Genomic DNA, 20,133 nt, shown 5'->3' with positions numbered 1-20,133 from the left:
TTCTGTCAGGCCATCCTGCTATTGCTGTGAACAGCACGAGGTGCAATGCATGAACGGATTTCGACGGTTGTTGGCCGCGAGCGTGGCCACATTCGGTTTGCTGACGTCAGCGCAAACGGTGGTCGCGGCAGAGACGCCGATCCATTTTGCCGACCTGAACTGGGAAAGTGGCAGCCTGATCACGGATGTCCTGCGGATCATCGTCGAGAAAGGTTACGGGTTGCCGACCGACACGTTGCCCGGCACTACCATCACGCTGGAAACCGCACTGGCCAACAACGACATTCAGGTGATTGGCGAAGAGTGGGCGGGGCGCAGTCCGGTGTGGGTCAAGGCTGAAGCCGAAGGCAAAGTGGTCAGCCTCGGCGATACGGTCAAGGGCGCCACCGAAGGCTGGTGGGTGCCGGAATACGTGATCAAGGGCGACCCGGCCAAGGGCATCAAAGCGCTGGCGCCGGACTTGCGCAGTGTCAGTGATCTGAAAAAATACAAGGATGTGTTCAAGGATCCGGAGAACCCAAGCAAGGGGCGTTTCCTCAACAGCCCGATCGGCTGGACCTCGGAAGTGGTCAACAAACAGAAGCTGACCGCGTATGGGCTGCAGGATGACTTCACCAATTTCCGCAGTGGCTCCGGCGCGGCGCTGGACGCGGAGATCAGTTCTTCGATCCGTCGCGGCAAACCGGTGTTGTTCTACTACTGGTCGCCGACGCCGCTGCTGGGCAAATTCAAACTGGTGCAGCTGGAAGAACCCGCGTTCGATGCCGAAGCCTGGAAGACCCTGACCGACGCGGACAACCCCAATCCGAAACCCACGCGCTCGCTGGCCTCGAAGCTGTCGATTGGCGTGTCGACGCCGTTTCAGAAGCAATATCCGCAGATCACCGAGTTCTTCAGCAAGGTCGACTTTCCGATCGAGCCGCTGAACAAGGCGCTGGCCGAGATGAGCGAAAAACACACCGCGCCGCGCGACGCGGCGGTCGCGTTCATGAAGGCGCACCCGGACGTGTGGCAGGCGTGGTTGCCGAAGGATGTCGCGGAAAAAGTATCCACCAACCTCTAACGCACCGCTTCATGTAGGAGCTGCCGCAGGCTGCGATCTTTTGATCCTGTCTGTAAAAAAACAGATCAAAAGATCGCAGCCTTCGGCAGCTCCTACAGGGTGGGGTTTAGAATCGGGTTTGTATGGCCAATTCGAAGGTGCGTGGGGTGCCGAGGTAATACGCGGGCGAAACATGCGCAAACTCGGCGTACACCTCATTAGTCAGGTTGCGTACCCGGCCGGTCACGGTGGTGTGCGAGTCGACCTTGTAGCTGAGGAAACTGCCGAACAATGTATACGACGGCACCGTCATGGTGTTGGCGGTGTCGGCGTACACCGACGCCACGTAGCGCGCATCCACCCCACCTTGCCATTGCGGCGAAAAATCATAGGTCAGCCACAGATTGCCGACCCGATCCGGCACGTTGGTGGGCGTATTCCCTTTGCGTGAAACCACCACGCCGGCGGCATTCTTCTCGGTGAAATCGTCGTACTGCGCGTCGACCCAGGCGAAATTGCCTTCCGCCAGCAGCTTGTCTGTAAGGCGTAATGAGCTGGCGATCTCTATCCCTTTCGAGGTCTGCTGGCCGACTGGAATACTGCTGGTCGGGTCCAGCGGGTCGGTCACGGCGAAGTCCTTTCGCTCAATCGTGTAAGCGGCAACGGTCGCCGAACCACGGCCATTCAGATAATCGAATTTGCTGCCGATTTCCCACTGCTTGCCCGTCGAGACGTCAAAGTCCTGTGTGCCATTCGGTTGCTCGGCGGCGGTGCTGTATTGCACGTAAACGTTGGCCGATGGAATGAACTGGTAGGTCAGGCCGGCGCGTCCGGTCAGCGGTTCCCAACTGCGCTTGAGGTGTTTTGGATTGGTCGCGGTCACGGCGCGGTGGTTGGTTACGTCGAGGTCGATGTCGTCGTAACGCAGGCCAGTGAGCAGCGACAGTTTGTCGGTCAGCGCCAGGCGATTTTCCACGAACAACGCTTGGGTGGTGACCTCGTTGGTCTTGTCGCTGACCAGCTTGGGGTTGGTGCCAGGAATGTCATAGAAATACCCCGGACGATAGTTGTCCGGATCGACCGTACTCGCACCTTTGATGTTGAGCGGTGAGTTGGTCGTCTGGTTGACCTTGTACTCGAAGCCCCCCGACCAGGTCGTATCGAGGCCAAGCAACGTGTTGTCGTGGCGCAGTTCGAACTGGTTGCCATTCTGCTCGCCCTGATGGCGCACTTGATAGGCGGTGGAGCGATTCACCGCCGTGTTGTCGGCGTTGTACTGATAGGTTTCGAGGTTGCGGTAATCGCGCTGGCTGTCGAGGTGGTACAGCGTATTGCGCAGTGTGGTGCTGTCGTTGATGCGGTAGTCGATGATCGAGCGCACCCAGATCGTCCGCTGTTCGTAACGGCCGTCCTCGACGTTGTAGTTGTTGAAGCGATTGTGTTTGTCGATCTTCAACTCGCCGGCCTTGGGGTTGAGTACCGGCGTACCCCAATAGGGGCTGTCTTCGTGTTCGTCCTGATATTCCAGGGCGAGGGTGTGCGAGAGGTTGGGCGTGAGGTCGCTGAGTAATGAGAACGCCACGCTCCAGGCATCGCGCTCCTGGCGGTCGATGTAGCCGTTGCCGGTGTTGTGGCTGACGTCGAGCCGCGCGTAGTGCTGCACGTCGGCGCTTGGGTCGGTCAGGGCGTGGTTGAGGCCGAACGCGGTTTCGGTGGTGTCATAAGTGCCGTAGCTGACGCGGCCTTCAATGGCCTGCTCCTGGCGGGAGGCAAGTTTGGTCACGTAGTTGAGCGAGCCGCCCACGGAACCTGCGCCGTTGATCAGCGACGAGGGGCCGCCGACCAGTTCAACCCGATCATAGATCCACGCATCCACCGGCCGGGCGAGGCCGCCGGACACGTTGATGCCGTTGAACATCTGGGTGATCTGGCTGCTGGTGAAGCCGCGATAGGAGACGAAACCGCCGAAGCCCGGCGGTGCGCTGGCGTTGACGCCGGGCAGGGTGTTGGCGGCGTCCTGGAAATTCTGCGCGCCGTGGCGTTCGATGTCGTTGCGATTGGCGATGGCCACCGAGGCCGGCGTGTCACGCACGCTCAAGCCGAGGCGTGAGGCCATGCCGCTGGACTGGTCGAGGGCAAGGCCCGGCTCATTAGCGGCTTCGCCATCGATGGTGATCGGCGCGAGATCCACAGTGGATTGCGCCCAGACGTTAACGGACAGGCAGCCGCACAGGCTCGCCAGCAGAGTGAGTTGTTTCATCATTGAATCCTGAATGCTTGTCTAGGAGTCAGCGCACAGGCGAATGCCGCGCGTTGGCGCAGTGGGCTGACAAATCAAAAAGGCAGGGACACTCAGGCGAGCGGCGGGGCGCGAGGGTTGGCCGAGGGCCAGGTGAAGCGGGCAGGAAGGTCGGCGCTGACGATGGGCGCCAGCGGCGGGCTGTGCTGTTCCGGGAGGATCGCCAGGGTCAGGCTGGAGTTGAACGCCGGGCCCATGCCGCCACCGACCGAGCACAGCGGGCAGCCGAATGCCTTGGACAGGGTCGGCAGTTGTTCTTCGTTGGGATTGGACGCCAACGGCGCTTGAGTGGCCGGGTCGACTGTACAGAATTGGCCGCCGATGCCGTTGAGCTGCATGCCGACCATTTGTCCGTGACCGATGCTGCACGCGAACACGTTGAACAGGACGCAGCAATAAAGCATCCAGGCCAGCAGTGAGCGATCGGTTCGGGAGAATTTCATGGGGCGGCACTTTACCGTACCGCTGATCGGTCGTGCACTTGAAAAAAATGCGACTAGGATGATTTGTTCAAATCCCTTTCCAAGGATTTCAACCATGACCTTTGTGTTGGCTCAATGGCTGGTGACAATTTTTGCAGTGATCGCCTTGATGCATGTGTATTGGGCGTTGGGTGGGCAGTGGGCGGCGGCAGTGGTGGTGCCGCAGGTGCCAGTGCGCGGTTTTGTCGCAACGGTGCGACCGGCGTTCAAACCGTCGGGCTGGCTGACGCTGGTCGTGGCTGCCGCGCTGCTAACGATTGCAGCGTTGGTGTGTATGCGGGTTGGCTGGGGAATGCCGGCGGTCAGTCACAAAGCGTTGCAGTGGGTGATCAGCGCGATTGCGCTGTTGATGTTTGCACGGGCGATTGGTGATTCGAATCTGGTGGGGTTTTTCAAAGAGGTGAAGGGTTCGCGATTTGCCCGGCTGGATACGTGGGTGTATTCGCCGTTGTGCGCGATCTTGGGATCAGGGTTGTTGGCGGTGGCTTGGGTGTAAGAGCGGGATCAAAAGATCGCAGCCTTCGGCAGCTCCTACAGGGATCAATGTAGGAGCTGCCGAAGGCTGCGATCTTTTACGGGTCAACTGCCGCTTTCGGTGCGACGGCTGCTGACTTCGGCCGGCACATCGTCGCCAGCCATACGCTTGCGGAACAATGCCGCCCGCGCCAGCAGCAATGTCGTCACCGGCACGGTGATCGCCAGCAAAATCGGAATCAGCCAGGCGTGTACCACCGGCCCGGACTTCAGTGCCGAGAAGCAGATGATCGACGCCAATGCCACGCACCAGGCGCCCAGCGTCGAAGCCAGTGCTGGCGGGTGCATGCGTTGGAAATAATCCTTCATCCGCAACAAACCTAGCGCACCGATCAGCGCAAACACGCCGCTGAGCACCAGCAGGATCGCCACCGGAATTTCCACCCACAAAGACAATTCAGCGGTCATTCGATCACCTCGCCACGCAGCAGGAATTTCGCCAGGGCAAATGAGCCGACGAAGCCGAACAGCGAAATCAACAGCGCTGCTTCGAAGTAAGTATCGCTGGAATAACGAATGCCCAGGGTCAGCATCATCAGCATGGCGACGATGTACAGGTAGTCCAGCGCCAGGACCCGATCCTGCGCTGACGGCCCTTTGAACAGACGCACCAGCGTCAATACCATCGCCAGCGAAAACAGGAACAGCGTCAGCAGGATCGCGTTTGACAGTAAGGGGCTCATTCGAAAATCTCCATCAACGGCCGCTCGTAAGTGCTCTTGAAGTGCTCGATGAACTGCGCTTCGTCGTCCAGATCCCAGACGTGCAGCAACAAAATGCTGCGATCCAGCGCCAGCTCCGACCACACCGTGCCGGGCACCACGGTGCAGATCATCGCCAGTGTCGCCAGACCGTGGGCGTCGCGCAGGTCGAGCGGCACTTTGACGAAGCGTGAGCGCAGTGGACGGCGACCGGCATTGAGCACGCCCCAGGCGACGATCAGATTGGACACCACCACGTCACGACCAACGAGCAAGAACAGTCGCACGATCGTCCCCGGACGACGGATGCGCACTTGTTTCGGGCGCAGTTTGCGCATCATCAATGGCGCGGCAAAACCGAGTATTGCGCCGATGAGCAAGTTGCCCGGGCTGATCGACAGGTTCAGCGTCAGCCACAAGGCCCACAGCGCCAGCGACAGCAAGGGTGCAGGAAACACGCGCTTCATGGCTGCACCTCGAGCATGGCGGCTTTGCTTGCCGGGCTCGGTACCGCGCAGGTACCGAGCACCGCCATCACGTATTGCTGCGGATTGTTCAGCGCCTCGGCGGTGGCCTGGGTGTAGCGCAGCAGCGGTTCTGCCTTGAAGGTCAGGGCAATGCTCAGCCCCAGCAGCAGGAAGATCGGTGCGCATTCAAGTTTGCGCAGCAGTGGCGAAGGGCGCTCCTCGGGTGTCCAGAAACGCTGAATGCCGAGACGCGAGAACGCCATCAGCGAGGCCAGCCCGGAGAGAATCAACAGCGCCAGCAAGGCCCACGCGCCAGTGGAAATCGGCGCGCCAGTGCCCAGGCCCAGCGGATTGAGTAACGCACCGATCAGGCTGAGTTTGCCGATGAAGCCGGACAGCGGCGGCATGCCGATGATCAACAGCGCACAGGCAATGAAGCTCAGGCCGAGAAACGCCATGGTCCACGGGATGACCTGGCCGACCACGGCTTTTTGCTCGTCGTCGAGGTTGATGCCTTTGGGCGGTTGCAGGGATTCCTGCGGGCGCGGCAGCAATTCGCTTTCGTCTTCCAGCGGGATCTCATTGGCCGAGCGCGAACGTTCGATCAATTCGGCCAGCAGGAACAGTGCGCTCAGTGCCAGCGTCGAGCTGACCAGATAGAACAGCGCCGCGCCGATCAGGTTCGGCTGGGCAAAGCCAATGGCCGACAACAGGATCCCGGCCGACACCAGAATGCTCAGGCTGGCCATGCGTTCCAGCCGTTGCGCGGCAAGAATCGCCAGCGCCGCACAGGCCATGGTCGCCATGCCGCCGTAGATCAGCCAGTCGCCGCCGAAGAATGCCGACGCCCCGGCTTGCCCGGAGAACAGCAGCGTCCACAGGCGCAGCAGGGTGTAGATGCCGACCTTGGTCATGATCGCGAACATCGCCGCCACCGGGGCACTGGCCGAGGAATAGGCTGGCACCAGCCAGAAGTTCAGCGGCCACATGCCAGCCTTGGCCAGGAACGCTACCGCCAGAATCGCCGCACCCGCGTGCAACAGGCCTCGGTCGGCTTCCGGCACCAGCGGAATCTTCAGCGCGAGGTCGGCCATGTTCAGCGTGCCGGTGACGCCGTAGATCAGCGCCGCGCCGATCAGGAACAGCGACGAGGCGAGCAGGTTGATCGAAATGTAATGCAGCCCCGACGACACCCGCGCCCGGCCCGAGCCATGCAGCAACAGGCCATAGGACGCAGCGAGCAACACTTCGAAGAACACGAACAGGTTGAACAGGTCCGCCGTCAGGAACGCGCCATACAGCCCCATCAACTGAATCTGGAACAGCGCATGGAAACTTGAACCAGCACCGTCCCAGCGCGCCATCGCGAAGAGCAGGGCGCTGACACCGATGATCCCGGTCAGCACGAGCATCAGTGCCGACAAACGATCGACCACCAGCACGATGCCGAACGGAGCCTGCCAGTTGCCCGGCAGGTACACGCCGATGGAGCCGGGCACACCGGTGGTTTGCGTCCATTGCAGGAGCATCACCGAGATGAACAGGCCGACCAGGCTGGAGAACAGGTTGATTTTCGCCTTCAGAGGCCGGTGCCGTTCGCCGAGCATCAGCATGATGGCGGCGGTCAGCAGCGGCAGCAGAATCGGTGCGGCGATCAGGTGAGTCATCGCCATCATTCTTTAGGCTCCCGGCCGTCGACGTGGTCAGTGCCGGTCAGACCGCGCGAGGCGAGCAGAACGACGAGGAACAATGCGGTCATGGCGAAGCTGATGACGATCGCGGTGAGGACCAGTGCCTGCGGCAGCGGGTCGGTGTAGTGCAGCAAGTCTTGCGTGACGCCGTCCTTGATCACCGGTTCCTTGCCGATAAACAGGCTGCCCATGCTGAAGATGAACAGGTTGACCGCGTACGACAGCAGGCACAGGCCCATGACCACCTGAAAGGTCCGTGGCCGCAGGATCAGCCAGACGCCCGAGGCGGCGAGGACGCCGATGGCGATTGCGATGACTTCTTCCATCAGACGGCTCCTTTGCTGGCGACGGACTTGGGCAGCGATGCAGTCTTGTGACCCCGCACCGATTGGTGGGCGAGGGCGGTGAGGATCAACAGCGTCGAACCGACCACCACGCCATACACGCCGATGTCGAAGAACAGTGCGCTGGCGACATGAATGTCACCCAGCACCGGCAGGCTGAAATGCCAGGTGTGCGTGGTCAGGAACGGATAACCGACCAGCATTGCGCCCAGGCCTGTGGCCGTGGCGAACAGCAGCCCGGTGCCCATCCAGCGCAGCGGTCGCAGGCTCATTTGCGCTTCGACCCACTGTGTACCGGCGACCATGTATTGCAGGATGAACGCCACCGACATCACCAGCCCGGCGACGAAACCGCCGCCCGGCTGGTTGTGCCCGCGCATGAACAGATAGAACGACACCACCAGCGCAATCGGCAGCAGCAGGCGCACCAGCACCGCCGGCACCATCATGAAGCCGAGTGCGGTGTCGCTGGCCGAACGCGGGTTGACCAGGTCGGTGACCACGTCGGGCGCGAGCAGGCGCTGCTGGGCTGGCAGTTGCAGGCTTTCTTTCGGCGGGCGGAAGCGTCGCAGCAGGGCGAACACGGTCAGCGCCACCGCGACCAGAACGGTGATTTCACCGAGCGTGTCGAAGCCACGGAAGTCCACCAGCATCACGTTGACCACGTTGCTGCCACCGCCCTCGGGCATGGCGCGGCTGAGGTAGAACGAAGAAATGTCGTTAGGCGTCTGCCGCGTGAGCATCGCGTAGGACAGCAGCGCCATGCCGCCACCGACGGCAATCGACAGCAGCAAGTCGCGCAGACGACGAATGCGCGCCTTGCGCAGGGTGCTCGGCAATGGCGAGACTTCTTCGATCCGCCGTGGCAGCCAGCGCAGACCGAGCAGGATCAGCACCGTGGTCACCACTTCGACCGCCAGTTGCGTCAGGGCCAGATCCGGTGCGGAGAACCAGACGAAGGTCACGCAGGTCATCAGGCCACAGACGCTGACCATGGTCAGTGCGGCGAGACGGTGATACTTGGCCTGCCATGCGGCGCCGAGGGCGCAGACAATCGCCAGCAGCCACAGGGTCACGAAGACGATCGAACCGGGAATCTTCGGCCGGTCGCCCCAGCTCAGGCTGCTGTGCAACATCGGGATCAGGCCGGCGAGCACTGCCGCCAGCACCATCAGGAACAATTGCATCTGCAGGCGCTTGGTGCCCAGACGTCGCTCGACGCGACGGGCCATGCGCATCATCACCACCAGGCTGCGCTCGAACAGGCGCTTGCCGTTGAAGCGACCCACCAGTGGCGGATATTTGAAACGGCCGAGCTTGAATTGGTTACGCAACAGCAGATACAAGACGATGCCGCCGGACATGGCGATCAGGCTCATGATCATCGGCGCGTTCAAGCCGTGCCAGATCGCCAGGCTGTATTCCGGCAACGTGCCGCCCACCACTGGCAACGCAGCAGCAGCAAGCAGCGGGCCGACGATCTGCGCCGGGAAAATCCCCACCAGCAGGCAGGTAAACACCAGCAGCTCGACCGGCGCGCGCATCCAGCGCGGCGGTTCGTGCGGGGTGTGCGGCAGGTCGGTGGCCGGCGGGCCGAAGAACACGTCGACAGTAAAGCGCAACGAGTAGGCGACGCTGAACGTACCGGCGATGGTCGCGACAATTGGCAACGCCGCTTCGACCCACGCCGTGGCATTGATGAACACGGTTTCGGCGAAGAACATCTCTTTCGACAAGAAACCGTTGAGCAGTGGCACGCCGGCCATCGAGGCGCTGGCGACCATGGCCAGTGTCGCGGTGAACGGAATCAGTTTGATCAGGCCGCTGAGTTTGCGGATGTCACGGGTGCCGCTTTCATGGTCAATGATGCCCGCCGCCATGAATAGCGAGGCTTTGAATGTGGCGTGATTGAGGATATGGAACACCGCTGCGACGGCCGCCAGCGGGCTGTTCAGGCCCAGCAACAGGGTGATCAGGCCGAGGTGGCTGATGGTCGAGTACGCCAGTAATCCTTTGAGATCGTTCTGGAACATCGCGCAATAGGCGCCGAGCAACAACGTACACGCGCCGGCACCGCTGACGATGTAGAACCATTCTTCACTGCCGGACAGTGACGGCCACAGGCGCGCCAGCAGGAAAACCCCGGCCTTGACCATGGTGGCCGAGTGCAGATACGCAGAGACTGGCGTGGGCGCCGCCATGGCGTGGGGCAGCCAGAAGTGAAACGGGAATTGGGCACTTTTGCTGAGTGCGCCGATGAGGATGAGGGGTAACAGGATAGGGTAGAGGGCGTGTGCGCGAATCATGTCGCCGGCGGCCAGGACCTTGTCGAGGTCATAGCTGCCAACGACATGGCCGAGAATCATGACCCCCGCCAGCAGGCATAACCCACCCGCACCGGTGACCATCAGCGCCATGTAAGCGCCGCGACGCGCATCGGCGCGGTGGTGCCAATAGCCAATCAACAGAAACGAGAAGAGGCTGGTCAGCTCCCAGAAAAACACGATCTGGATCAGGTTGCCGGAAATCACCAGGCCGAGCATGGCGCCCATGAACGCCAGGAAAAACGCGAAGAAACGCGGCACCGGGTCATCCGGCGACATGTAATAACGCGCGTATAAAGAGACGAGGGTACCGATGCCCAGTACCAGCATCGAGAACAGCCAGGCAAAGCCGTCCATGCGCAGGACAAAGTTCAGACCGAGGCTGGGCAGCCACATGAACTCTTCGCGGATGACGCCGCCATGGGCGATTTGCGGGTACAACAACGCAACCTGGACGGTGCCGATCAAAGCGACCAGACCCGCCAGCAGGGATTCGGTATTACGCGCGTTGTGTGGCAGCACCGCTGCCAGACAGCTGCCAATGAATGGCAGAAGCAGTAGAACTATCAGGGACATAGGCTTCTAATCTGCGGAAGTTTGTGAAGCATCATACGTGCCAGTTCCCCGATCACCAAACGCCAGGATGTCTCAGAATCCTACAAAGTAGTCCGAATGTTTATGTTTGGCATTGTTTCGAGGAGTTCGTGGAGGCCGAAAAGATCGCAGCCTGCGGCAGCTCCTACATTAATCCCGTGTAGACGCTGCCGCAGGCTGCGATCTTTTGATCGTGCTTTCAGTTGCTGCTTTCACCCTCCAACTCTTCATCGACTTCAGCAACAACCTTACCCTTGGTCTTCAACTCACTGACAATCACTGCCGCGACAATCAACCCGGCCCCGACCAGCGCAATCGCCGGCAGCCGCTCCCCCGCAATCCGCCCGACAATCCCGGCCCACACCGGCTCACCGGCATAGATCAACGTCGCCCGAGTCGGCGAAACACTCTTCTGCGCCCAATTCATCGCCACCTGAATCGCCGCACTCGCCGCGCCCAGCCCCAGCGCAGTCACCAGCAACGTCCAGGAAAAGTCCGGAATCAATTCACCGGTCGGCACCACCAGCAAAAACGACAACACTGACGTCGTCGCCAGTTGCACAACAGTCACCCGGCGTACATCGACCTGGCCGGCGTAGGTGCTGATCAGAATAATTTCCGCCGCAATCGCGATGGCGCTGATCAGCGTGGCAATTTCACCGGGGCTGAAATTCAGCGCGGCGCCCGATGGCCCCGACAGCAGCATCAAACCGGTAAACGCCAACATGATGCCGATGCTCGGCATCAACCCCGGGCGCCGGCCAAGCACCAACCATTGCAGCAGCGGCACAAACGGCACGTAAAGCGCGGTAATAAATGCCGATTGGCTGCTGGGGATCGTCTGCAATCCAACCGTCTGCAAGCCGTAACCGAGCATGATCGCCACACCGATAAAGGCACCGGCCTTGAGTTCGAACAGGGTCAGGTCGCGCAGGTGACGCCAGGAGAACAGCGCGACGATGCATGCCGCTGCGGCAAAGCGCAGGCCGACGAAGAACATTGGTCCGCTGACGGTCATCGCGTGCTGAACCAGCAAAAAGGTGCCGCCCCAGATCATGGTGATCAGTACCAGCACGCATTCGGCTTTGCTGAATTTCGAGAAACGGAGGGAGGTGGGGGAGTTGTTCACCGACGTCATGACCTTGCGCACTGTAAAAGGCAGGACGCACAATGCGCCCAACGTTGCGCAGTATACTGCCCAACCCCACCGAGTGAGCAATATAGTGCCCAAAGATTCCAGCCCAAGAATGTCCGTCCTTCAGCACGTCAGTCAGAACGTTCGGCGCCTGCGCCATGCGGCGGACATGAGTCAGACCGTGCTCGCGGAAAAGTCCGGCGTCAGTCGGCGGATGCTGGTGGCGATCGAGGCCGGTGAGAAAAATGTCAGCCTGACCACGCTCGATCGCGTTGCCGCTGCGCTGGAAGTCGCCTTCAGTGATTTGATCCAGGCCCCGGAGGCGCGCGACCCGAGCCGGATCAATGAGCTGGCGTGGGCGGGTACCATTCCGGGCAGCAAAGCGGTGCTGCTGTCGAAAGCCACCGCCACCCGCGAAGTCGAGCAGTGGGAGTGGTGCCTGCAACCGGGCGAAGTCTATCCCTCGCAACCGGATGCCGAGGGTTGGAGCGAGCAGATTTATGTCTTCGCAGGTTGCTTGACGTTGATGCTCGGCGATCAGCCGCAGCACATTGGCACCGGCGAGTTTTTCATGTTCGCCAGCAATCAGCCGCACACCTATCGCAATGATGGCGACGTCGCGGCGCGGTTCGTTCGTAATGTGGTGATTTGAATGAGTCAGAACGCAGACATCCTGATCATTGGCGGGGGCCTCAGCGGCACGATGCTGGCGGTGCAACTGCTGCGCCTGCCTGGCCAGCGCACGATTGTGATTGTCGAGCCGCGTACCGAGTTGGGGCGTGGCGAGGCCTATAGCGCCGTCGAGTTGGGCCATACGCTCAATGGCAACGCGGCACGGATGAGTGTCGAGCCGGACAACCCTGATGACCTGACGCAATGGCTGACCGCGCACATTGCCGCCGGTGGCTGGCCGGAATCGGCCGAGCAGGCTGTGCCGATCAGTGAACTGTTCCCGCCGCGCGGGCTGTTTGGTGTGTATGTACAGCAGCGCTTGGCCGAAGCGCAGGCGATTGGTGCGACGTACGGTTCGACGGTTGAGCATGTGCGGGCGGAAGTGGGTGATCTGCAGGCGGATGTCGACGCCGTGCAGCTGACTTTGAGCGATGGGCAACGATTGCGGGCCGGGTTTGCGGTCATTGCAACAGGCATGTTTCCTGCGGCTCGCACCCCGCAGACCGAATCCAGTGGTGTTAACGCGGCCGCGCTGGATCCGTGGGACGTTGCGGCCATGCGCCAACTCGATCCGCAATCGACCGTGCTGATCATCGGCTCCGGCCTGACCATGGTCGATGCTGTCGTCTCACTGGAGCAGGCCGGGCATCGCGGGCCGATCGAGGTGTTTTCCCGGCACGGCCTGTTACCCCATGTACGTCGACAACCACCGGCCTGGGTGGATTTTCTGGGCGAAGATCACAGCCTCCGTTCGCCGCGACAGTTGCTGCGCGAATTACGTCGGCAGTGTCGTGACGCAATCGCCCAAGGCATCGATTGGCAAGCACCCCTGGACACCGTGCGTGTGCACATTGCCCGATTGTGGAGTCAGGCGACTGACGAGCAGCGTCGACAATTCGTACGTCACGTGCGGCCGTGGTGGGAGAGCCATTATCATCGCTCACCGCCGTTGAGCGCCGAACTGCTGCAGCGGTTGCACAGCCAAGGTCGGTTGCGTATTCACGCAGCCTCGTTCAAAGGCCTTGAGCCCGATTCGAACGCTGCTGTGAGCATCCGCATCCGTCGTCGTGGCGAACACGAGACGTGCGTCGTGCAGGGCGCGGCGTTGATCAACTCCAGTGGCATCGAGTACGACTGGCGGCGTGTCGCACGACCGTTGCCGCAACAGTTGCTGGCTCGCGGATTGGCGCAACCGGGGCCGTTGGCGTTGGGGATTGCAGCGACAGCTGAAGGTGCGGTGCTGGATGCGAACGGGGTGCCCGCCAAGCGGTTGTTCGCCATGGGGCCGCCGTTGCGGGGGATGTGGTGGGAGAGTACGGCGGTGACCGATGTTGCGTTGCAGGCGAAGGCACTGGCGGCGCGTCTTGTGGTTTGAGGCTGCCTGAATTGGCCCCATCGCTGGCAAACCAGCTCCCACAGGTTTCTGCTGCCGCCACAAAGTCTTCATTCAACCAAATCCCTGTAGGAGTGAGCCTGCTCGCGATAGCGGTGTGTCAGCCCCATTCATCCAGGCTGATACACCGCGATCGCGAGCAGGCTCACTCCTACAAGGGATTGTGTGTAGCCATTAATCTTGAGCCCCCTGAATCCCTGTGGGCGCTGGCTTGCCAGCGATGGGGCCTTTTGAGCCAGTAGCTATCTTGGCAGTGCACCTACCAGCCAGCGCTGACGCAGCTGTTCCAGCCGACCATTGGCGCGCAATTTGTTCAGGGCGCGTTGCCAGCGGGCGACCTGGTGCGGATCGGTTTGCAGCGAGAAGGCGATGTAGGTGTCCTGTTTCATCAGCGGGATCTGATACTGCAAGCGCCCGGGTTCCATGCCTTGGCCGCGCGCCAGTGAGGCGATCGACAAGGTGTCGGAGACCACGAAGTCGGTTCGGCCAAGACTGAACAGACGCATCATCTGCTCGGGTGTTTCCACGCCGTAGAGATTGTTCAGGTTTTGCTGTTGCAGAAAACTGTAGGCCAGCCATTTGCGCGGCACGGTGATGCGGCCGATCGCATCGGCTTCGCGCAAATCGTGCACCGGCGGGTGTTGGTTGTCCTGGGCGTACAGGGCAGTTTCCACTTCAATCAACGGCCCGACCCACTGATAGCGATTGTCGCGCTCATCGGTGCGCAACACGGTGAACACACCGGTGTCCGGATGCTCACTGGCCAGATGCAGCGCGCGCAGCAACGGCACTTGTTGCAGGTGGATCTGATCACCGGTTTGCTCGGCCAGCGCACGGACCACGTCGACGCCGTAGCCGACCAGTTGATCACCTTGCAGGAAATGCAGGGGCGGGTGGTTGTCGCTGAGCAGTTGCAGATCCGCCGCGTTGGCCGTGAGGGCCAACAACGAGAGCAGACACGCGGCAATCCGTTTCATGAAACGTCCCTGAAAAAACAATCGCGCAGCTTATTACGGGCCGAGGGTGGCTGTCGTGAGGAATCTGCGGGGCTTTTGTGTCAGAAAACAGGACGGATCGGTTAGGTGGTATGGATGCGAACTGTAGGAGTGAGCCTGCTCACGATGGCGGCGAATCAATCAACATTGATGCTGATTGACAGACCGCTATCGCGAGCAGGCTCGCTCCTGCAGGGGGTTATGCCACGACTCGGTAGCACGGCACGTACGCCGCGCCGCCCGGCAGCTTCATCCGGTGCTGGGCGACGAAGGCTTTGAGCAGTGCATCCAGCGGCTGCATGATCGCTGCGTCGCCACGAATCTGATACGGCCCGTGTTCTTCGATCAAACGAATGCCCTTGTCCTTGACGTTGCCGGCAACGATTCCTGAAAACGCCCGACGCAGATTCGCCGCGAGTTCATGCGGTGGCTGGTCGCGGTGCAGCTTGAGGTTGGCCATGTTTTCGTGGGTCGGATCGAACGGACGCTGGAAGCCTTCGTCGATCTTCAGGAGCCAGTTGAAGTGGAACGCGTCGTTGCGCTCGCGACGGAACTGCTTCACCGCTTTCAGGCCTTGAGTCATCTGCCGCGCCACTTCGGCCGGGTCGTCGATGATGATCTCGTAGTGCTGCTTGGCGGCTTCACCGAGGGTGGCGGTGACGAAGGCGTCGAGCTGCTCCAGATACGGCGCAGCGTGTTTCGGCCCGGTGAGAATGACCGGGAACGGCAGGCCGGCGTTGTCCGGGTGCATCAGGATGCCGAGCAGATAAAGGAATTCTTCAGCGGTACCGGCACCGCCCGGGAAGATGATGATGCCGTGGCCAACGCGCACGAAGGCTTCCAGACGTTTCTCGATGTCCGGCAGAATCACCAGCTCGTTGACGATCGGGTTTGGCGCTTCGGCGGCGATGATGCCCGGCTCGGTCAAGCCGAGGTAGCGGCCGCCATGAATACGCTGTTTGGCGTGGGCGATGGTCGCGCCTTTCATCGGGCCTTTCATCACGCCGGGGCCGCAGCCGGTGCAGATGTCGAGGCTGCGCAGGCCCAGTTCGTGGCCGACTTTCTTGGTGTATTTGTATTCTTCGGTGTTGATCGAGTGGCCGCCCCAGCACACGACGATCTTCGGCTCGACGCCCGGACGCAGGGTGCGTGCGTTGCGCAGCAGGTGGAAGACATAGTCGCTGATGCCTTGCGAGGTGGTCAGGTCGATGCGCTGGCTGTCGAGTTCGTTTTCGGTGTAGACAATGTCGCGCAGGGCGCTGAAGAGCATTTCACGGGTGCTGGCGATCATTTCGCCGTCGACGAAGGCATCGGCCGGAGCGTTCAACAGCTCCAGGCGTACGCCACGATCCTGTTGGTGAATGCGGATTTCGAAGTCCTTGTAGGCTTCGAGGATGGTCTTGGCGTTATCAACATGGGCGCCGGTGTTGAGGATGGCCAGGGCGCACTGGCGGAAGAGGGTGTAGGTGCTGCCGGATCCGGCTTCGCTCAGTTGCTGAACTTCACGTTGAGAAAGGGTTTCCAGGCTGCCTTTCGGGCTGACCGAGGCATTGATTACGTGTCGTTGGGTCATGCAATGATCCTTAAAACGATGTCATCTCAAGACTAGGCGATGGCATCCGAATAGTGTGTATCCATGAATGAAGATGGCACGATCTGCGCTGTACCGCCATGTCCCCGTTGGACGCTGAAAAGATGAAAAGGAGCCCCAGCATAGCTAAATCCCTCGTGGAGGCGATAATGCGCCGACGAGTTTTTTTGATTGCCCCTTTTGTCGCTCAAGGAAGTCATTTGTGATGTTCGAGATTCAACCGATGGACGCCGCCACCTTTCGCCAGCAGACCCGCCGCAGCACGATCATCATCGCCGTGCTGTTCCTGGTGCTGGCGATGTTGTTTTCCAGCGTCGCGGTGGCGCTGTTCGGCGAGCCTGGCGGCGATAACCTGCGGTTCAATGTCGGCGGCGTGTTTGTGGCGTTTCTGCTGACGGCGGGTTTGCTGCGCGGGCGCTTCTGGCATCAGACCTGGATGGCCCCGGCGGTGTACAACTGGCGGCTCAAGCGCAGCCTGATGAGCATCACCAATGTGATGCATCAGGTGACGGCAGCCGTCGAGAAGAATGATCCGACGGCCATGAAAGTGCTGCGTTTCTACCATCTGGGGCTGACGCAGATGCATGAACTGGATGGCAACTCCAGTGATCACGGGCAACTGTGGCGCGAAGTCGAGGCGCACAAGGAGCGGATGCAGGCGCTGGATCTCAATACCGAACAGACGCGCCTGGATCCAGCGTGGCTGGAACACCTCAAACAGGCTTCGCGTTAAAGCGCCTGCTTGCTGCGCAGTTTCCAAGCGCGGAACAGGCGACCGTAGACCAGCAGATTGACCGCCAGCACCACGCTGCCAAGCGCCAGTTGAATCTGCGGAGTAAGCCCGGCCGGGTAGATGATCGGCCAGATGTAATGCTCGATGAAGCCGCCGGCGTATTCGGTCTGCCCGGCGGCGTGGCGCATGAGGTTTTCCCAGTACGTCAGCGGGCAGGTCAGGTGCAGCACTTCGACCGCCACGCCCCAGGCGGCTGCGGGTAAGTGCAGCCACATCAAACGCGGCCACTTGAGCACCAGCAGTCCGCCGAACAGCACGAACAAAATAAAGCACAAATGAAACAGCACCAGCCCGTCGGCTGCGATTCGGTACAGCATGGTGTCTCCCTGACGTCGTTGCGATGGCCGCTATGTTACGCCAGCGAGCGCGTTATCGCTCACTGCGAAAGTCGGCAAACTCGGCGCGCATCCGTCCATTGTGTTTGGCCTGGTAGAGCAGTTTGTCGACTTGTTCGATGAAGGGCAGGGGATCGCTGGCAATTGCCGGCTGCGCAGTGCCGACACCAAGACTCAGGCTGACCAGCGAAGACACCGGCGAATGCGCGTGGGCAATCTGCTGCTGACGAATCAGGTGCAGGCATTTGCGCGCCACCAGGCGGGCTGACTCGGCGTCGGTTTCCGGCAATAGCCAGACGAACTCTTCACCGCCGATCCGTGCAATGAAATCCCGTGGTCGGTTGGCCGCCAGCGACAGCGTCTTGGCTACTTGGCGCAGGCATTCGTCGCCTTTGAGATGGCCGTAATGGTCGTTGTATTGCTTGAAATAATCGATATCGAGGATCAGCAGCGACAACGGCAATCCGCTGCGCTGCGCGCTGACCCACTCGCGTTCGAGCACGGTGTCGAACATCCGCCGGTTGGCGATGCCGGTGAGGCCGTCCTGGAACGAATACTCTTCCAGTTGCTTTTGCAGGCGGATCAGGTGTTCTTCGGTTTTCTTGCGTTCACTGATATCGAACATGAACCCCACCAGCGCCTCGACTTCGCCGTCCTTGCGCACCACGTGCACGACGTCGCGGATCCACACGTAATCACCGCTGCGGGTCAGGGCGCGATAGTCGGCCTCGTGATCGACGCCGGCGCGGGATTGCGAAACGCAAAACTCGACGACGTAATCACGATCATCCGGGTGCATGCGCTCGACCCAATCGTTGACCCCGATCCAACTGTCCTGCTGCCAGCCCAGCAGGGTTTCGATCTGCGGGCCGATGTAGCTGAAGGTCATGGTTTTCCAGTCGATCCGCCACGGGATGGCTTTGGTCGATTCCAGCAGAGTCTTGTACACGTCACTGTCGATGGCGGTCATGGCGGGGCACGGTCTCGGAGGGAAAATGCGCTGCCAGCATGTTGTTGGCGCGCAACGCTTGCAAGCAGCACGCCGATGAACGGCGACGTTGCGGAGATTTCTTGCAAGTGCGCAAGATTGTTCAAGCCAAAAAACAGCCATTACTGGCAGAGTTGGCGACTGTTTCCTCGGTTGAAGAGCGTTATGTCTGACTCACTCATGCCGCGCAGTGCGTTTCTTCGCGGCGCTGCGGCGATCATGCCGCTGTCACTGGCCACCGCACCCTGGGGGCTGTTGGCCGGTTCCATGGCGATTGAAGCCAACCTTACGCCGTTGCAAGGTCAGGGTCTGTCGAGCATTGTCTTTGCTGGCGCTGCGCAGTTGGTGGCGATCGGCATGCTCAAGGGCGGCGCAGGGATTTTCTCGATTCTGCTGACGACGTTGCTGCTGACCTCGCAGCATTTGTTGTACGGCATGAGCATGCGCTCGGTGATTTCACCGCTGCCGGGGCGTTGGCGGATCGGTTTGGGCTTTTTGCTCACCGATGAATTGTTCGCGCTGACCAGTCAGCATGATCGCCAACAGTTCAATCGCTGGTATGCGCTGGGCGTCGGTCTGACGTTCTACATCGCCTGGAATCTCTTTACCCTGGCTGGCATCGTCTTGGGCAGCAGCATTCCGGGGCTGGAACATCTGGGGCTGGATTTCTCGATCGCGGCCACCTTCATTGCCTTGATCACGCCGGTGGTGCGTAACGTGCCGACGGTGGTTTGCGTGGCGGTATCGCTGTTCTGTTCGGTGCTGTTCAGTTATTGGCAATGGGGTTCGGCGCTGGTGCTGTCGGGGTTGGCGGGCATGACCGCCGGGTTTATCTGCAACAAGCTGTATCGGGGGCGCGCATGATGGTTTGGGCAGTGATATTCGGCATGGGCATTCTGGTGTTCCTCAACCGTTACGTGTTTCTCGAACCGCGCTTGCCGGTGCGTTTGAGCAGCAATGCTCGGCAGTTTCTCGGGTTTGCGGTGCCGGGCATGCTCACCGCCATTTGCGGGCCGATCGTGTTCATGCCGGACAAACAGCTGAATCTGCAGTGGGACAACCCTTATCTGCTTAGTTCGCTGGTGGCCATTGCCCTGGTGATCTACACACGCAATACCTTGCTCAGCATGTTATTGAGCATGGCGTTCTTCTTTTTACTGCGTTGGTGGTTGTAAGTTGTCTGATGGAAACTGTTCTACGCTGTAAAGATGACCCTTTACTTGTGACAGGAGGCGAGCATGGCGACTGAGCAGAAGCATCCGGAACCGGATGACGAAGACAACGATGAGCCGACGCAAGAAGAAATAGAGCGGGAGAAGCACAAGGAACAAACCTGGAAGCACGATGACGGCAGAGAGCTTTCAGATCCTGACCGCAAGTTTTGACCAGTTACCACAAAAAAAGCCCCGCAAATGCGGGGCTTTTTGTTGTGTCAGAGATCGTCCAACTGCGTGAAATCGGGGTGTGAAGCCCGATATCCCAAGGTTCTGTCGATCCAGGCATTCAACTCGTTGACCATCACCGGCGGATGACCGGGATACCCTTCGAGGGTGGTGCGCAGGACGCGTTCGATGTCGGGAACGGTACGCAGGTTTCGGGTCTTGATGTAGTGGCCGATAAAACAGTCGAGTTCAAAGCGTTCTGTCATCGACAGATAAACACACTCCAGGCCGCTGACCTGTTTGATTGCAAAATCGTCGCGCAACTTATTTCTCTGCAAGGCTTGTAAAAGTTGTTGTGGATTCCTGGTTTC

At 60.5% G+C, this 20,133-nt stretch carries 22 protein-coding genes; 8 read left to right on the top strand and 14 right to left on the bottom strand.

Features of this window, described 5'->3' with window-relative positions; genetic code table 11:
- The first annotated feature begins 49 nt into the window (after window positions 1-49).
- Window positions 50-1,063, top strand: a complete 1,014-nt coding sequence (locus ACZZ0B_RS13630; protein WP_440095043.1) for an ABC transporter substrate-binding protein — start codon at window positions 50-52, stop codon at window positions 1,061-1,063.
- Between the two features lie 106 nt (window positions 1,064-1,169).
- Here ACZZ0B_RS13630 and ACZZ0B_RS13625 read toward each other — a convergent pair whose 3' ends face one another.
- A complete protein-coding gene (locus tag ACZZ0B_RS13625; RefSeq protein ID WP_463545460.1) occupies window positions 1,170-3,302 on the bottom strand; it encodes a TonB-dependent receptor in 2,133 nt (710 codons plus the stop codon).
- Between the two features lie 92 nt (window positions 3,303-3,394).
- Window positions 3,395-3,784 (bottom strand): DUF2946 domain-containing protein, encoded by a 390-nt coding sequence (locus tag ACZZ0B_RS13620; protein ID WP_463545459.1) that lies wholly within the window; start codon window positions 3,782-3,784, stop codon window positions 3,395-3,397.
- Between the two features lie 94 nt (window positions 3,785-3,878).
- Here ACZZ0B_RS13620 and ACZZ0B_RS13615 point away from each other — a divergent pair, with 94 nt between their 5' ends.
- A complete protein-coding gene (locus ACZZ0B_RS13615) occupies window positions 3,879-4,319 on the top strand; it encodes a DUF3995 domain-containing protein (protein ID WP_463545458.1) in 441 nt (146 codons plus the stop codon).
- 83 nt (window positions 4,320-4,402) lie between these two features.
- Here the strand turns inward: ACZZ0B_RS13615 and ACZZ0B_RS13610 are convergent, their stop codons facing one another.
- From ACZZ0B_RS13610 to ACZZ0B_RS13580, 7 genes are all read right to left on the bottom strand, one after another.
- Window positions 4,403-4,765: a Na+/H+ antiporter subunit G gene (locus ACZZ0B_RS13610; protein WP_008085860.1), complete on the bottom strand. Its 363-nt coding sequence runs from the start codon at window positions 4,763-4,765 to the stop codon at window positions 4,403-4,405.
- Window positions 4,762-5,040, bottom strand: coding sequence for a K+/H+ antiporter subunit F (locus ACZZ0B_RS13605; protein ID WP_463545457.1), 279 nt, complete (start codon window positions 5,038-5,040; stop codon window positions 4,762-4,764). Before ACZZ0B_RS13605 ends, ACZZ0B_RS13610 begins: the two co-directional genes overlap by 4 nt.
- On the bottom strand, window positions 5,037-5,525 hold the full coding sequence (locus ACZZ0B_RS13600) for a Na+/H+ antiporter subunit E (RefSeq protein ID WP_008085858.1): 489 nt from the start codon (window positions 5,523-5,525) through the stop codon (window positions 5,037-5,039). Before ACZZ0B_RS13600 ends, ACZZ0B_RS13605 begins: the two co-directional genes overlap by 4 nt.
- Window positions 5,522-7,201, bottom strand: coding sequence for a monovalent cation/H+ antiporter subunit D (locus ACZZ0B_RS13595; RefSeq protein ID WP_463545456.1), 1,680 nt, complete (start codon window positions 7,199-7,201; stop codon window positions 5,522-5,524). Before ACZZ0B_RS13595 ends, ACZZ0B_RS13600 begins: the two co-directional genes overlap by 4 nt.
- Entirely contained in the window at window positions 7,198-7,542 is a 345-nt protein-coding gene (locus ACZZ0B_RS13590) for a Na+/H+ antiporter subunit C (protein ID WP_008085854.1), read from the bottom strand. Before ACZZ0B_RS13590 ends, ACZZ0B_RS13595 begins: the two co-directional genes overlap by 4 nt.
- Window positions 7,542-10,460, bottom strand: coding sequence for a monovalent cation/H+ antiporter subunit A (locus ACZZ0B_RS13585; protein ID WP_463545455.1), 2,919 nt, complete (start codon window positions 10,458-10,460; stop codon window positions 7,542-7,544). The genes ACZZ0B_RS13590 and ACZZ0B_RS13585 overlap by 1 nt, the downstream gene beginning before the upstream one ends.
- A gap of 217 nt (window positions 10,461-10,677) precedes the next feature.
- Window positions 10,678-11,616 (bottom strand): DMT family transporter, encoded by a 939-nt coding sequence (locus ACZZ0B_RS13580; RefSeq protein WP_008085851.1) that lies wholly within the window; start codon window positions 11,614-11,616, stop codon window positions 10,678-10,680.
- 85 nt (window positions 11,617-11,701) lie between these two features.
- Here ACZZ0B_RS13580 and ACZZ0B_RS13575 point away from each other — a divergent pair, with 85 nt between their 5' ends.
- Together ACZZ0B_RS13575 and ACZZ0B_RS13570 are read left to right on the top strand one after the other, a co-directional pair.
- Window positions 11,702-12,265 (top strand): helix-turn-helix domain-containing protein, encoded by a 564-nt coding sequence (locus ACZZ0B_RS13575; RefSeq protein WP_440095051.1) that lies wholly within the window; start codon window positions 11,702-11,704, stop codon window positions 12,263-12,265.
- Complete coding sequence (locus tag ACZZ0B_RS13570; RefSeq protein WP_463545454.1) at window positions 12,266-13,660, top strand: FAD/NAD(P)-binding protein; 1,395 nt, start codon at window positions 12,266-12,268, stop codon at window positions 13,658-13,660.
- A 260-nt stretch (window positions 13,661-13,920) separates the two neighbouring features.
- Here ACZZ0B_RS13570 and ACZZ0B_RS13565 read toward each other — a convergent pair whose 3' ends face one another.
- Together ACZZ0B_RS13565 and ppnN are read right to left on the bottom strand one after the other, a co-directional pair.
- Complete coding sequence (locus tag ACZZ0B_RS13565; protein ID WP_463545453.1) at window positions 13,921-14,655, bottom strand: substrate-binding periplasmic protein; 735 nt, start codon at window positions 14,653-14,655, stop codon at window positions 13,921-13,923.
- Window positions 14,656-14,872: 217 nt separating this feature from the next.
- Complete coding sequence (ppnN, locus tag ACZZ0B_RS13560; protein ID WP_105704980.1) at window positions 14,873-16,246, bottom strand: nucleotide 5'-monophosphate nucleosidase PpnN; 1,374 nt, start codon at window positions 16,244-16,246, stop codon at window positions 14,873-14,875.
- 223 nt (window positions 16,247-16,469) lie between these two features.
- On the opposite strand from ppnN, the gene ACZZ0B_RS13555 reads away from it, so the two are divergent.
- On the top strand, window positions 16,470-16,997 hold the full coding sequence (locus tag ACZZ0B_RS13555; RefSeq protein ID WP_463545452.1) for a DUF3087 domain-containing protein: 528 nt from the start codon (window positions 16,470-16,472) through the stop codon (window positions 16,995-16,997).
- On the opposite strand, the gene ACZZ0B_RS13550 is transcribed toward ACZZ0B_RS13555, so the two are convergent.
- Together ACZZ0B_RS13550 and ACZZ0B_RS13545 are read right to left on the bottom strand one after the other, a co-directional pair.
- Window positions 16,994-17,374: a DUF2784 domain-containing protein gene (locus tag ACZZ0B_RS13550; protein ID WP_158830856.1), complete on the bottom strand. Its 381-nt coding sequence runs from the start codon at window positions 17,372-17,374 to the stop codon at window positions 16,994-16,996. The two genes, ACZZ0B_RS13555 and ACZZ0B_RS13550, sit on opposite strands and share 4 nt — an antisense overlap.
- 52 nt (window positions 17,375-17,426) lie before the next feature.
- On the bottom strand, window positions 17,427-18,362 hold the full coding sequence (locus ACZZ0B_RS13545) for a GGDEF domain-containing protein (RefSeq protein ID WP_463545451.1): 936 nt from the start codon (window positions 18,360-18,362) through the stop codon (window positions 17,427-17,429).
- 183 nt (window positions 18,363-18,545) lie between these two features.
- On the opposite strand from ACZZ0B_RS13545, the gene ACZZ0B_RS13540 reads away from it, so the two are divergent.
- The 3 genes from ACZZ0B_RS13540 to ACZZ0B_RS13530 all read left to right on the top strand — a co-directional run bounded on the left by ACZZ0B_RS13540 (window position 18,546) and on the right by ACZZ0B_RS13530 (window position 19,765).
- Window positions 18,546-19,244 carry an AzlC family ABC transporter permease gene (locus ACZZ0B_RS13540; RefSeq protein WP_045123274.1) on the top strand — a complete coding sequence of 233 codons (699 nt, stop codon included), beginning with the start codon at window positions 18,546-18,548 and terminating at the stop codon, window positions 19,242-19,244.
- Entirely contained in the window at window positions 19,244-19,555 is a 312-nt protein-coding gene (locus ACZZ0B_RS13535) for an AzlD domain-containing protein (RefSeq protein ID WP_176472272.1), read from the top strand. The genes ACZZ0B_RS13540 and ACZZ0B_RS13535 overlap by 1 nt, the downstream gene beginning before the upstream one ends.
- A 63-nt stretch (window positions 19,556-19,618) precedes the next feature.
- Window positions 19,619-19,765, top strand: coding sequence for a hypothetical protein (locus ACZZ0B_RS13530; protein ID WP_178116848.1), 147 nt, complete (start codon window positions 19,619-19,621; stop codon window positions 19,763-19,765).
- Window positions 19,766-19,812: 47 nt separating this feature from the next.
- On the opposite strand, the gene ACZZ0B_RS13525 is transcribed toward ACZZ0B_RS13530, so the two are convergent.
- Entirely contained in the window at window positions 19,813-20,085 is a 273-nt protein-coding gene (locus ACZZ0B_RS13525) for a hypothetical protein (RefSeq protein ID WP_158830860.1), read from the bottom strand.
- Window positions 20,086-20,133 lie beyond the last annotated feature (48 nt).

The sequence above is a fragment of the Pseudomonas sp. AC247 genome (assembly GCF_979258015.1).
This window is presented reverse-complemented; position numbering and strand designations above follow the sequence as displayed.

Coding starts and splice junctions, on each gene's coding strand:
- ACZZ0B_RS13630 (WP_440095043.1), top strand. CDS start 50: ATGAACGGATTTCGACGGTTGTTGGCCGCGAGCGTGGCCACATTCGGT.
- ACZZ0B_RS13625 (WP_463545460.1), bottom strand. CDS start 3,302: ATGAAACAACTCACTCTGCTGGCGAGCCTGTGCGGCTGCCTGTCCGTT.
- ACZZ0B_RS13620 (WP_463545459.1), bottom strand. CDS start 3,784: ATGAAATTCTCCCGAACCGATCGCTCACTGCTGGCCTGGATGCTTTAT.
- ACZZ0B_RS13615 (WP_463545458.1), top strand. CDS start 3,879: ATGACCTTTGTGTTGGCTCAATGGCTGGTGACAATTTTTGCAGTGATC.
- ACZZ0B_RS13610 (WP_008085860.1), bottom strand. CDS start 4,765: ATGACCGCTGAATTGTCTTTGTGGGTGGAAATTCCGGTGGCGATCCTG.
- ACZZ0B_RS13605 (WP_463545457.1), bottom strand. CDS start 5,040: ATGAGCCCCTTACTGTCAAACGCGATCCTGCTGACGCTGTTCCTGTTT.
- ACZZ0B_RS13600 (WP_008085858.1), bottom strand. CDS start 5,525: ATGAAGCGCGTGTTTCCTGCACCCTTGCTGTCGCTGGCGCTGTGGGCC.
- ACZZ0B_RS13595 (WP_463545456.1), bottom strand. CDS start 7,201: ATGATGGCGATGACTCACCTGATCGCCGCACCGATTCTGCTGCCGCTG.
- ACZZ0B_RS13590 (WP_008085854.1), bottom strand. CDS start 7,542: ATGGAAGAAGTCATCGCAATCGCCATCGGCGTCCTCGCCGCCTCGGGC.
- ACZZ0B_RS13585 (WP_463545455.1), bottom strand. CDS start 10,460: ATGTCCCTGATAGTTCTACTGCTTCTGCCATTCATTGGCAGCTGTCTG.
- ACZZ0B_RS13580 (WP_008085851.1), bottom strand. CDS start 11,616: ATGACGTCGGTGAACAACTCCCCCACCTCCCTCCGTTTCTCGAAATTC.
- ACZZ0B_RS13570 (WP_463545454.1), top strand. CDS start 12,266: ATGAGTCAGAACGCAGACATCCTGATCATTGGCGGGGGCCTCAGCGGC.
- ACZZ0B_RS13565 (WP_463545453.1), bottom strand. CDS start 14,655: ATGAAACGGATTGCCGCGTGTCTGCTCTCGTTGTTGGCCCTCACGGCC.
- ppnN (WP_105704980.1), bottom strand. CDS start 16,246: ATGACCCAACGACACGTAATCAATGCCTCGGTCAGCCCGAAAGGCAGC.
- ACZZ0B_RS13555 (WP_463545452.1), top strand. CDS start 16,470: ATGTTCGAGATTCAACCGATGGACGCCGCCACCTTTCGCCAGCAGACC.
- ACZZ0B_RS13550 (WP_158830856.1), bottom strand. CDS start 17,374: ATGCTGTACCGAATCGCAGCCGACGGGCTGGTGCTGTTTCATTTGTGC.
- ACZZ0B_RS13545 (WP_463545451.1), bottom strand. CDS start 18,362: ATGACCGCCATCGACAGTGACGTGTACAAGACTCTGCTGGAATCGACC.
- ACZZ0B_RS13540 (WP_045123274.1), top strand. CDS start 18,546: ATGTCTGACTCACTCATGCCGCGCAGTGCGTTTCTTCGCGGCGCTGCG.
- ACZZ0B_RS13535 (WP_176472272.1), top strand. CDS start 19,244: ATGGTTTGGGCAGTGATATTCGGCATGGGCATTCTGGTGTTCCTCAAC.
- ACZZ0B_RS13530 (WP_178116848.1), top strand. CDS start 19,619: ATGGCGACTGAGCAGAAGCATCCGGAACCGGATGACGAAGACAACGAT.